This is a genomic window from Bradyrhizobium sp. UFLA05-125 (assembly GCF_059803515.1).
Genome location: NZ_JBANBJ010000128.1, coordinates 1 through 12,960 on the forward strand (window position 1 = coordinate 1; position 12,960 = coordinate 12,960).

Sequence of the window (12,960 nt, forward strand, 5' to 3'; positions counted from 1 at the left end):
TTGACCATGGGGTCATAGAGGCAGGCCTTGATCACCGCGACCTTGGCGTTGTCGGGCACCAGCAGTTGCGTCGCGCCGCCAAAAAAGCTGTAGGCCGCGTTGTGTCCTGCGATCCAGTCGCCGAGCTGCTCGGTCCACGTCGCCAGCGCGAACGACAAGCTGGATGCGCCCATGACCGCGACGAAGATGTGCGCGTCACGCACCTCGCCAGTCTTACGGTTAACAACCGGCACCGTGTCGCCGGCATAGTCGACAAACAATTTCTCGCCCCCGCCGTGGTGCTGGCGCATCACCAGCGGCAGCCGGCCCTCCCAGTTGCGGAACAAGTCACAGAAACGGCTATACCGGTACCCGTCCGGATGCTCTGCAATGTACTCTTCCCACAGCACCTGCAAGGTCACATGCTTGCGCTTGAGCTCGCGGGCAATCACGGACCAGTCAGGTTCGGCCACCTTGCGGCGACCAGGCTTCACGCCAGGCACCCCGTACAGGAGTTGCTCCAGCTCGGCATCGCTTATCGCTTCCGGGACTGGCCATGCCAGACCCGCGCCCGCAAACCGCTTCAGCGTGTCACGTACCGTCGTCGGTCCGACGCCGACACGCTCGCCAACCACGCGCGTCGAGAGCCCAGCCTCAAGGCTCAACCTGACAATCTCGCGCACCTGGCGCATGATAACCCTCCTCGTCGGCATCCAATTCTCCCAGCTGTTTCCAGCTGGAGAAATGGCTCAACGATCAGGCCTCACATCATGCGAAACTGCGCGCGATCACGTCGGAATCCTGCGCGGATAATGCTCGGAATGCGGCGCGCGATCATTTCGGAACCCCGCGCGCCATCAAATCGGCACGGTGCGCGCGATGACCTCGGAATCGGCACACAAGAACATCGTCATGACGCTTTTGGTGCGCGACGGCTCTGCCCGTAGCTTCCATATCGACTCTACGACGCTCAATGAGATCACCAAAATCGTTTGCGAAAATGTCAATCGTTAGAGCGTCCTTGATACGGACGAAGGCCGTTGGTACGGCCAGCTTGGCGCTCATTTCATCGGCCATGACGCCGTGAACCATAGCCGAGAGGAATACGTGCGCTACAGCGCGGGTGACATGATCACCACCAACACGGTTGAGGGCGACTACAGTATCTTCAAGCTGCCCGCGATTGCGAGCGCATGATCGATCCTCACAGTGGCCTCCATGGCCTTGCCAGCAACTGCTAATGCATTACGCCGAGAACCCGCCAATCAAACCCATTTCCGCCTCGGCTTTTTAACATTTTCAAAGCCTTAGCGCTAACTGACGCCGATTTATGAAGCGCTGGGGGGAGCTGCTTCACCTAGATCTCGAGCCATTCATCCCCTCCCTCTCCCAGTATAGTCACAAACCGCTCAAACTCGGCCCCGTCAAGATCCGTAAGCGAATGTCCGCCGGCTTCGGCGCCTTGTTGCGTCGCCTTCAGCAATCGCGCCGCCTCGGTGCGGCTCAATATGCCGTTCCAGAACCGGGCCATGATATGCTCCGCTTCTGCCACCGGCAGAAATTGGTGCTTGAGCATAGCTTCCATCTTGGTTAAAGCGCGAGACAGCACAGCTGGTGACGGCCGGAACCATTGGCTCCGCGCGCTCGGACTTACGAGGAGATGCGAGATTACTTCGGCGCTAATCACATTTCCCCATGCCTGTAATTCCAATGTCTGAAGAGGCCCGGTAAGTGCCGCCGAGGGGGATGTGAGATTCAGCTCATCAAGCAGTTTCGTCGTCTCTTCGAGCTGACTGGACAGATATTTGAGTTCCTCGTCTCCGATCGGATTTGCCGCCTGTGTCGAGCTTCCGAACAAACAGTCGCGGTAGGCCAAAACCAATACCAACCCGGTAAACTCACACAGCGCGCGCGCCAACCCGAATCGATCTCTTTGCTGGCGAGCATAGGCCTTTCCCCTTTCCAGCAGCGCTATTGCATCTCGAATCGCGTCGATCGACGGCACGGCATATCGTGTAGCGGATGCTACTAGATAACCAATTTCGTGTTGCTCTGCCTCAACCGACTCTCCGTTCAACACAACGCGCTGTTTTGCTAGGAGAGCGAGTGCCCGTTCGCCATAGTGCAGTGCCGTATGCCACCGCGAACAGCGATGTGCAATGCAGGCAGCAAAGAAGAGCGCTTGATAGTCGAGCCCTTCTTGCAGACTCTTCTCTATGTCACGCTCCAGTTGATCGTCTTCGCCCTTGGCCAACTTCTTGAGTACATCTTCAAGCGACGCACTACCTATGATCCGCGGAAACGTGGCACGAATGGCAAGCACCCCACGGGGAGGGACAACCTCCATTGTTTTATCGACGCCCATCAGGCGCGCTATGCTGACTCGGGTGTTGACCGTTAAGTGTGCAGCCTCAAGCTCAGTCAGAATTTTTTGCTGGCTCTCGAGTATGGCCGTGCGGAGGTCAACATCCTCGCGAAGGAGGCAAACGAGGGGTTCGAACTCGGCTCGGGCACGGCGTCGCATCAGCTCTGCATTCAGCACGATGCTATCGCGGAAACTTTCCTCCCAGTCCGCTTTGATCCGATCAAATAGTGGGGCGCTGCCGGACTCGAGTTTGAACGGATTGCGACCATATAAGCGCTTCAAGGCCATCTCCATCGCTTCATCATCGGCAGCAACTCGGGCCAAGATGCGGTGGATCGAGAGGCTCTGTGGATAGCGGCGCGGATCGACGGAGCGCAATGGAGCCAGCAGGGTATCAAGCGCATTGCGCGTACGCTCGAATATATCCGATCTTTCGATTCCGTTGGGCATGTCCACGAGATTGAGCATCGGCACGTATTGCAGTGGATGGCGAAGCACAAAACGCATCTGCGTTCGGTCGCCGGCGTCATGCCAGAACCACTTAGCGTAAGCATCGAACAACGCGCGATCGGCCGTCACCAACACGTAGCGCGTCGGCTGCCGCGCTTCGCGAGCAGCTTCATCAAGGTGCATCGTCTGGATTAGCGCCTCAGCGTCTCGGCGCGCTCGCTTTCGTTCCAAAGACTTCGGCGTCGGCGGTAACCGATGACCCCGTTCGCGCATGTACCAGTTAGCACGAGCCTCCCGCTCCGACAAAATCATGCTGGTCCATTGTTCGAGTTCCGCGCCACTGGATTGCCTGACGTCCAAAATGTCTTTCGTCGCTTCGGAATGGACTGCCAGCGGCCGAATCAGATCTTCGCGATAAAGTCTCAGAAACTGATTCGCCTCCTGATATCCGCTTTCTAATAGGTCAGTCGCCAACTCGGGCACGAGCCGGCGCAGCTGCTTGACAGCAGCGTCTCGCGGAATTTCGGCACGACGAACCTGCTGTATCAAAGTTTCGAGACCCTTCCGCGCCGAATCCGGAAGCTCAGACAGCCGGGCGAGGGACGGGCTCGACTCTGGCCGCATCGCGCCGAGAATTTCGCCAAGCTCTTCGGCGTGGCTCGCGGCAATAAGCGCCGGATAGCCATCCTGACCGTTGAGGCCGCGCGAAAACAAAAACTCCGCCGTGACTAGCGCCGTAGCGACTGCGTGCCTTCCGGGCGCGCCAGAATCAAATGCGTCGACGTGGTGTGCTTCGAGCACCGGATTCATGAAAAACACGACAATGTTCGCATCCATCAAGTAGAGGATCCGTCCGCCATTACGCGCAAATTCGTAGTCGTCAGCATTCCATTGCAAGCAAAGTCGCAATTGAACGATTTCTTGGAAATATTGATGTTGCGCTTGCGCGTTTGCCGTGGCTGGCGTGACCCGCTCTATCGTGTTGGTCGACATTAGGCGCTGCCTAGCTGTGTCCACCGAGCAGCGTAGCAACAGTGCTGCTCAGGGTTTGCATCTCAATTCTTGACCCGATCTCGGGAGCTCTTAACTCAAGCTTGTGAGCTGCGCGGTCCGCGGCGCTGTAGCTATCCAGCACTATCTGACAATAATGCAGAGCCTCAGTGCGCACCCTGCCAGGGTGCCATGCGGGCGCCCATGGAACGTTGGTCCATCGCGGATGCAGCGCGCTACGCACCGCTTCGCTATTGAGCCGGCTCAACACGGAATGCATGTTCACGCGCCCTGCGCGCCCTAAGCCGTAGAGTACCGCAGGCGCGAGATCATTCTGCCAATCCGAAGACATCAGCAGGAACGACAGCCAATCACGCACCCACTTGTTGCTGGCAGTCGAGCGCTTCGCCATTCCCAGAACGATGGCTTGGCCCTGCTCCGGGTGTTGATGAAGACCCTGCCGATCGAGCATAAGGGTCAACTCTTCGGGAAGTTTGTCCGGCGACAGCAGACCGGCGACGCTGTCGCAACGGTTGACGGCGCTAGCATCTACAATCGCATCGTCGGACAGGCCTTCGTCCCACCAAACCGGTGCGGCGACCGCCGCGGCGGTCAACGCGGCGGCCTTCTTCTCCGAGCGCACCAATGCCCGAGCGCGTAACGTCGATGCTGCGAACGCGTCGGTCACTCCGCGCTGCGACATCGCTTCAAGGCGTGTGACCAACCACTTCGCCAGCGGTGCCAGTGGCGCGGTAGCCGGCACGTCGCCAGAGCCTACTTCACGCTCTAGTTCGGCAATGTGTTTCAGATGTTGGAATGGTGGCATGAGCCCGGCGCCATGCAGGTCGGCGAAATCCTCCCAGGCGATTCTGATCCATGAGCGGGCCACGGACTTCGCCTGATTTGCATCCGGCTCGCTGCCGTGCTGGAGCGCTTTGCGCCAAGCTTCGACATATCGCTCCGCACGGTCGACATTGTAGAGATAACCGCTGGCACGAAGATCGCGTTCGGCAAGCTTAGCCGTATCGGGAAACAACTGATCGAGCCGCGCTCGAATCTCGGGGAGCGCCTCTTCTTTGATCCGGTAAATGATTTGTGGTCGGCCCGGACCGGCCGAAGCTGACAGCGATCCCTCTTGTTCTACGCACCAAGGATTGCGTCGGATCCATGACGCAACCGAATTTGGCTTCGCTGAAGCTGCCCTCGCGAGTTCTGGTTGTGTGAATCGCCCAAGCGATAAGGCCTTACCCAGTAAACGAAATTCAGCTCCGGCCATACTTGCCATCCGTTTTCGTCGTGACAGAATGGCACAATATTCGTGCAAATGCACTAAAAATCTATTACCGATCCGATAAGTTTCCTGAGTACCATTAGATCGCCGCGGTTTGCGGCCTCACGAACGGCATGTAGCCAATCGCTGCGTCTGCGGACGACGGCGGCTCCGCTGGCCGATGCCCGGTCGAGCATCGTCATGAAGTTGATCCGCTCGTCGGCGTCGAGGGGTAACAAATTGACGCAAAGCGCAATTCTGATCGCTTCGTCAGCCAGTTTCTGATTTTCGCGTTTTGCAAGCCGCTTGAAGAGGCGCATGCCGCTATCACGGGCATCGGCAGCATCCTGTTGGGCCTTCGCACGCCTCTTGGACGAACTTCGGTGCTCAGGATCAAGATCCGCGCGCTGATGCTGCGCCTTCTCGGCTTCATTGGTAAACCGCTCCGCATAGGGTCGATCGGGGTCAGGGAGTACGTTTTCGCGCTCCAGTGCACGCGTTAGAATTCGCACGGCTGCAGCGTCGACGAAGCCCTCACCGAATGCGCACCGTTCATTTGTAGGCACTCGCTTCGTCGGGGCCGTCCACGCCTCTGGTGCGTGAACGCAAATTTCGTGGAAAATGTAATAGGGCAGTCTCAGATAATGGCTCTCGTTGAAATCCTCGACAGGGAGTGTGAGTTCGACGATCGCGATTCTCTGTCCGGGTTGATCTTCCTCAGGGAATAACGTTCGCGCACCGAACCCGGCATCGGTCGTGATCCGGGTGTGCAATTTTACTTTGAGGAACTCATTTTGATTGGCGCGTAGGACGTCCGCATAAGCCTCCTGTGCAGTCTTGACACCAAACTTAAATAGCTCGGTGAAAGTTTCCCAGCACAGGGCGCCGAATTGCAAGTTCAAGTTATCGCCGGTCCTGCCATTACACATCGCAGCCGCGAGAACTTCGGGGGGCTTCTGACCAACACGACGGGCTACGCACTTTTCGCAGTGTATGGCGCACAAATCATTTTCAAATTCATTCAAAAACTTGTCGATAGAACCATCGACCGAATGCCGACGAGCTTCGTTTAGGACTTCTTTGACAAATGCATGTAAGGGCTGCGCTGGCTTATCCAGGTAATCCTCGTTGTCTGCCGTCGCCTCGGCAAACTTTACCGTACCCTTTAGCGGCTGGCGTTGGTTGCCAGATTGCAGTGTCGATCGAGCACCTAAGTTTCGGGCAATCAACAGGCGCGCAACGATTTGCTTTCGACCGCGAAGGTCAGGATGCTTGTCATGACAAACGTGGGCTTCGAACTCAACCGGACTCATCCTTTTTCGGCTCCAGGTCGGCACCAAATCGCCTTTCGAGCCGGGGCCAAATGGCCCGCTGCCATAACGCGTCCAGCCCGCTATTGGCGACGTGAGCCAGAACGCCCCCGAGGACGGAAATCATAATGGTTTCAGCAACCAAAATCTGGGCTTCCGGTCGCGTCGCGCGGAAGGGCGTGCGCTTCTCCCCTTTGATGACCTCCGGCGCGACACCCGCTTCCCTCGCCAATTGGTCGACATTGGGATCGCCTCGCAATTCGTCCCAGATCACCTGAAGTTCCCTCTGAACGTCCTCATCATTGACGCCCGGCTTGGCGGAAAATTCACCGATTTCCCTAGGCTCGCTTGCAATCATTCCGTCCTCCCTCCCGTCCTTATAGGCATTATTCATTCGTTCTGGAGGAGCAAACTCGCAATATACAACTTGCTGTTAAACCTATCAATCCGATGTCTACGTCACGATTATGAGAAGGCAGGCGATTTCTTGCGTTCGTTTGCTGCAACACTGCGCAGCGGCGAAGTAGCGTATACTTGCGATTGTAGGGCGATACCGGTAATCGGACCGTTTTGCCGAGCCCATTTTGAGATGCGCCGCGGACAACTGCCCAGGCCCCGGGCAGCCGATTTTGGGTTCCCCCGGAAGGAGAGCCGGCGAGTGACTGAACGGGGGGCGATTCAAAGGCACCCACTCTTTTTTTCTCCGTTGCGTCACGAGAACGCGTTGTGTAGCCCATAGCTCGATCATTCACCCAGCTCCGAGTGCATAGCTTGGAACCACGCGCCCCCGATCGGGATCCGATAAGTTGCAGAAATCTCAGCATCGATCGATCCTCCTTGCACGGGCAATCACGAAAACCCGGTGGGCTGAGACACTGGTCGGAGCATCGGACCATGCCGGACCGGTACACGCCTGGTAATGAACGACCCAAGCGGACAAGGTCGGTAATCTAAGCCCGCGAGAGCCGGAGAAGCTTTAGACCGTCAAGGTGGCACTGTCGTCGGATCGGCTGGCCAGACACTGCGTAGACAAGCAGAGGCGTAAGGGGGCGAACCGCACTACCCGTCCCGGCCACGACCATGGCTCCCCTGATCCGACGTTGACAGGATTGCCGCGGATGTGAGAGTTCGGGTGTTGTCTCCGTTGCCGCCAACAAGTTTTGCGATTCCGAAGAAGCCCAAGTCGGCCACGTCCTGAGAGGTTCTAGCCAACGAGACGAGATCCGCCGACGCGCGGGCGTTTGACGATAGCGTGGCCCGCTTTGCTGGATTTCGCGAGCAGCCGGCCAGTTTTTTGCTTCGACACGGCCAGAACGATCGAAGGTCCGATCACGACGGCAGCCTCGGGACATGTTTCGGACTATTGCGGCCGGAAACACCCAGTCTCCTCGATCGAGACGGGAAGTCCCTCGATCTCCCGAGGCAGCCTCGCCTTCTCGATACCGGGGTCCGCCATGATCACAAGCTTGTGGTTACCCGCGTCATCTGCCCGCACACCAACGCCATGAACGCCAGGCGTCTTGAGCAGCGCAAGACTATGCCGATCCTTGATGGCGAGAGCTTCGTCCTTCGTGAACTTGGTCATCCCCTGCTTTTAGCACCGAACGCTAGGTTACCAAAGTCACGTTGAGCGACCGCAGAACATCCTCGATGTGGTTGGCCAAAGTGTGAGAGGGGGAACCGGCGAACAGAAGGCCGATCGCCATCTGGCTATCGCGCTCTAGGATCAGCGAGCCGGAATCGCCGGGTTGACTGAACACCGAGCTGTTCAAGCCGACGATAACGATCTGGTTCTTGAAAACGACGGTTCCCTGATCGTAGTCGACGCTCGTGTCGGTGTTTACCATGGTCACGCGTCCGGCAGTGTAAAACGAGGTCCGCCCAAATTTGTGGACCACCATATCTTGCCTAGCTGCTGTCACGCCACTGGGAGCACCTATGTAAAGAATTTCCTTCGAAACCAGATTGGGGGAAGTCACCTCCGCCATCGCGCAATCCACCAGTGCCGGCTGCGGGTCGAACGGAATGAACTTCGACAATTTGGCGATTTGCGCTTTCGTGCTGCCCGCTGGCAAATCGAGCAGACCCTGCTGATAAATTGGCGAGCCGACGGCGAGTTGTCCCTCGTTCGCCAGAACGTGGCTGTTGCTAAGCAGGTATTGGGTACCAGTCGCATCCCTGACAAGACCTCCGAACGTTCCCGCCATGATGGGGGAGCCACCGGGAAACTCAAAACCGATCGAACTGCCGGGCTGCGCCGGTCTGATCATCGTGCGGGGATTGGGAATGGAAGTCATAGGGCGGAAGGTGCCGACTTCTTCGACGTCGACATGCATGCCCTCGAACGTTTCCGGCAGCATGTGCTGCGGGGGAATCATGCCCTTGGCGTATTTGACGCGAACGAGAAGCCTGACGGACATCAGACCGGTCGGCGTTCCGCCGCTGATCATTTCGCCAATGCCGACGCCGACCACGTTCACCGCGGGATCGGGGCTGGTCACTGCCGCTTGCGCCCTGAAACTGGACGGGTTCGTGGAATGCAGCCAGCGTTTGCTCAATTCGCTTTTTGCTGCCAACAGGTCGCTCGAAACCAGGTAGGATTGCGCGGTTACAAGCGGCGAGGCGGCGGGAGGCGAAACCGGCTCCGACCGCACAGCTTGGGAATAGAGCCGCTCCGGCATTGACGGGCTCGGAATGTCGGTACCGATCAGATCCTGCAGATCGGCCTGATATTCACCAAAATAGGCGTCCCATGGCAGGCGGAAGGCGCCCTCCGGCGTCGCTTCGCCGGACAGCGCGAGCCTCGGCATCGCGCTTTCGGCGGAGACCTTCTGGCGAGCAAGGTGGTCCCAGTCGTAGACGAAAATCTGCTGGAAATACTGCGCTGCCGTCCTGCTGAACAGGATGAGGCTGGCGTCGCGATTGTACACTGTACCGTCGCCAGACCAGTTGTGGCTGCCGACAGCCACAATCTCGCCGTCGACGATAATACCCTTGTTGTGGCACGACTTCTGCAGCTTTACCCTGGACATGTCGAAGCCGTTGGTTTTCAGGGCTTCAAGCATCGGTCGCGTGTCGCCGATGTCGCGCAGGATGATGCGAACATCGACGCCGTCGTCGATCTTGCCGCGCAGCGCATCGACGAGGGCCGCAAATTTCGGCGGGTTCTTGCTCTCATCGACGTTGATCTTGATGTATTGGTTCTGGAAATAGAGCGTCGTCTTGGCTTGCGAAATCAGGTCAAGAATGTGATCGGCATAGTTGTCCGGCGTCAGCAGCGGCTGCACGATTTCGGAGCGAGCGATATCGATATCCTTGGGTGCGAAATATTTTGCCGCGACTGCCTGCGCGACGAGTTCTTCGGGCACGAACAGATCGGGCCGTACCGCCGCCTGCGGTGACACATTCAACGGCTCCGCCTGCTCTTCGTCATACTTGATGAATGCCTCATAGGTCTGGGCGAGCCTCTGGTCATTGACGATGACGTGCCATTCGCGGTTGTAGATCGTCTGCACGTTCGGCAGGCCGCGGTCGGGACCCAATGGATCGATGTCCGGCTGGTTCGACGACTGCCAGTTGCCACTCGACAGCCAGAATGCGGTTCCGTCTCGTACCGCAACCTTGATGTGATAGGCGGTCGGGAAAATTCCGTGGTCGACCTTGCCTCTGCGCGTCACGGCAGCCCAGACGAAACTGAACTTCGACCGCAGTTTCTGCTTGAGGTCCTTGCGAACGGTGTCCTCGGTAAAGTCGCCGGACTTTGGGTTGTTGGGCTCGTCGCCGTTGGTGAGTGACTGACCGGGATCAAGGATCAGCGAGAACGAAGAATCATTCTGCTCGGAGGTCGCCTCGATCGTTCGCATGATGTGCGGCGCGGTGAAATCGTACATAGCCACCGTCAACCGTGTCTTCGTTTGCTGCAAAAACGCCGACAGGGTCGGCCAGCCGGCATCCGGGCTGGCGTGGCATTTGATCGTGAACGGCCCATTGACGGGCTCGAGCTCGACGTTGTCTGGCGGCACATATTTGCTTTCGCGCACCAATTGCGCCGAGACGTCCGTCAGGGCGAAGGCCTGCTCCGGCTGGCTGGCGCCGGGCACGGCAAAGCCCTCCGGATTGACAGGGTCGACCTGGATCGCGCGGCCCTGGCGCATCGCCTGCGAGACGAGTTGCTGGACCGGTGTCGCAATCGCGACGTCAACATTCACATTCTCGATCCGGTCGGGAATCCGTACGGCGGGCGGCACGGCGGCGGGCTGGAGCTTCTGATCGACGATGGCGACGATACAGGGCTCGTCGGTGATCCAACCGTCCTTGAAACGATATCCCGTGCGCACGCCGAGGACGCCTGGAATTGCGAGCAGCAACTGGCGATTGCGCTCAAGGACGTCATTGATGACCTGAAATCGCCCGCGGTCCTCCGGCTTGACCGGCGTGGTGCCAAGCCTGGGCAGCGCCTTCGCGCTCAGAAGGTATCCGCCCGATTGATAGCCCCTCAAACGGACATTGGTGCCGATCAGCGACTTGAACTGGGCCTGCGTATTTTTTCTTACCTCATCCAGGTCCGATTCGTTTGCTGGTAGAGTATTTGAGATGAGGACTTCAACCGAAAGTCCACCGATTGATAAAATGGTCCGTTTGCCGGCTGATGCGAGCAATCCGAATATAACTGTAAGTTTGCCGCCAGCTACTTCAGCCTGCGCTTGCTGCGCGGCAGGACGCTTTGTCCTTCTGGAGCGAGCACGTTTGGTCATATGAAATCTCCTTCAAAATGTAGCGTTCAAGCAACAAAACTAGACGCTGCGATTGTTTCAACCCAAAGCCCCACATACCTTCGTTTGAATCCTTTAACGGCGCTACTTGAACTCTACTTTTGCAATCCTCTCCGCGGTTCGGAGCGCGAGCGCGGAGAGAGTGATCGTTGGGTTGGCGGTGCCGACGGTCGGGAAGGTGCCGCTTCCAACCAGATAAAGGTTCGCGTGATCATGTGAGCGCTGGAACGAGTCGACGACCGAGGTCTTGGGATCGTTGCCCATCCGGTAGGTACCCATGACGTGACCCGCGCCACCATAGGTAAGGCGCACAGTGTTGCCCTCGATCACTTGGTCGAAGCCTGCGGGATCGTCGGGCAGAGTCTTGGTGAAGTCCTCAGCACCCAGTTTCCTGAAGATCACGTTCTTGAGCAGGAACGCAGCGGCGATACCCCGCTTGGTATAGTCTGAAAGATCGTATGTGATCTTAGGACGCGGCAAATCGAGAGCGTCGGTGGCCGACGACAATGTCACCTGATTATTGGGATCAGGACTTTGCTCGACCGCGAATGCGATCCGGAACTGCCGTGAGATCAGGTTGCCGAGGGTATCGCGCAGCTGGTCGCCCACGAGCGCGCTGTTGCTCGCCATGTGGGTGGAGTCCCTTTTGTTTAGGCCGCCGACGTTGACCCCGTTGATGAAATCGAGGGTGGTCACGTGAGGGTCGCCACCCGAACCGCCGACGGTCGCGGTCCAGGCTTCGTTGCCCAGACTGATCCGGAAGGCTGCACGCTTATTGCGAAACGGACCGTCGCAGAGATCGCCGATGGCAGAGGTCACGAGCGGGCCGCGATAGGGGAATACCTGGACCGGCAACAGCCCCCAGGAGAGAAATTGGGGGTGGTCCATCAAATTCCGCCCGACCATATCGCTGCTGTTGGCTACGCCGTTGGGAAATCGGGTCTCATTCTTTGACATCAACAGGAGCCGCGGCGTCTCGATGCCGTTCGCGGCGACGACATATATCCTGGCCTTGATGCAGCCGCTTCCCGTCTTCGGACCAGCCTCGTCCTTGTAGGTGATGAAGTTGATTCCGCTCACGAGATTATTCGCGTCGACCAAGATCTCGCTTGCGACCGTATGATCCATCAGCCTCACGCCGTTGTTGGTCGCCTCATTCAGGGTAATCGTCGGATCATACTTGGCCTGGATCGGGCAAATCGGAATGCAACTGGTGTTGCCGGCGCAGGCGCGACGATTCCGATAGGGTTGAGAATTTCGCGCCGCAGGCTGGCTCCGCGCAGTGAGCGACGTCAGCGGCGCCGCCGTTCCGAGAAATTCAAGAGACCGGGTGTCCTCGTCGGTCAGATGCGCAAGCGTCTGGTTCACGTGCTGATCGAAAAGTGACGGTGGGATCCTCGGCATTGGAAAGGCGTAGCCGGGAGAATACGTCACGCCGGCATAACTGTGGTCCGCCACGTCGCCGGAAACGCCGAGCTCGGCTTCCGCCTTCTCGTACCATGGCATCAACGTTTCATAGCTGATTGGCCAATCCGGCAGATTTTTGTCGTACATGCTCATGCGGAAATCGTTCGGCACGAGCCTCGGCGTGAGGCCCATCCAGTGCGACGTGCCGCCGGCAAGGCGCTCGTAGGTGCTCTTGAACGGAAGCTTGCTGTCCTTCTGATCGAGGTAGGCTTGACCGGGATCCTTCCAGTTGGAAGGAGACAATGTACGCGACGTCGGCCTGCCGGCAGCGAGTTTTGCTGGGTTAATCAGCGTGGCCTTCGAACTCGCAGGATCAATCGGCTTGCCCGTCGCTGGATCAATCGGCTGGTTCGAATC

Annotated in this window: 9 protein-coding genes; all 9 read right to left on the minus strand. The window is 58.2% G+C overall.

The annotated features are described in order from the left end of the window. Positions 1-671 (minus strand): helix-turn-helix domain-containing protein (locus SO156_RS44540; RefSeq protein WP_498539269.1); only part of this gene is annotated, 671 nt, incomplete at its 3' end. Between the two features lie 142 nt (positions 672-813). Continuing rightward, the gene (locus tag SO156_RS44545; RefSeq protein ID WP_498539270.1) at positions 814-1,056 is read right to left on the minus strand and encodes a hypothetical protein; all 243 of its coding nucleotides are present in this window, start codon (positions 1,054-1,056) and stop codon (positions 814-816) included. Positions 1,057-1,336: 280 nt separating this feature from the next. Beyond that, entirely contained in the window at positions 1,337-3,787 is a 2,451-nt protein-coding gene (locus tag SO156_RS44550; RefSeq protein ID WP_498539271.1) for a hypothetical protein, read from the minus strand. 10 nt (positions 3,788-3,797) lie between these two features. Then, a complete protein-coding gene (locus tag SO156_RS44555) occupies positions 3,798-5,060 on the minus strand; it encodes a hypothetical protein (RefSeq protein WP_498539272.1) in 1,263 nt (420 codons plus the stop codon). A 53-nt stretch (positions 5,061-5,113) separates the two neighbouring features. Then, the gene (locus SO156_RS44560) at positions 5,114-6,367 is read right to left on the minus strand and encodes a hypothetical protein (RefSeq protein WP_498539273.1); all 1,254 of its coding nucleotides are present in this window, start codon (positions 6,365-6,367) and stop codon (positions 5,114-5,116) included. Further along, positions 6,354-6,722, minus strand: a complete 369-nt coding sequence (locus SO156_RS44565) for a hypothetical protein (protein ID WP_498539274.1) — start codon at positions 6,720-6,722, stop codon at positions 6,354-6,356. The genes SO156_RS44560 and SO156_RS44565 overlap by 14 nt, the downstream gene beginning before the upstream one ends. Before the next feature lie 1,002 nt (positions 6,723-7,724). Beyond that, complete coding sequence (locus SO156_RS44570) at positions 7,725-7,949, minus strand: hypothetical protein (protein ID WP_498539275.1); 225 nt, start codon at positions 7,947-7,949, stop codon at positions 7,725-7,727. 22 nt (positions 7,950-7,971) lie between these two features. Then, positions 7,972-11,118, minus strand: a complete 3,147-nt coding sequence (locus SO156_RS44575; RefSeq protein ID WP_498539276.1) for a phospholipase D-like domain-containing protein — start codon at positions 11,116-11,118, stop codon at positions 7,972-7,974. A gap of 102 nt (positions 11,119-11,220) precedes the next feature. After that, complete coding sequence (locus SO156_RS44580; protein WP_498539277.1) at positions 11,221-12,696, minus strand: GMC oxidoreductase; 1,476 nt, start codon at positions 12,694-12,696, stop codon at positions 11,221-11,223. Positions 12,697-12,960: the final 264 nt, after the last annotated feature.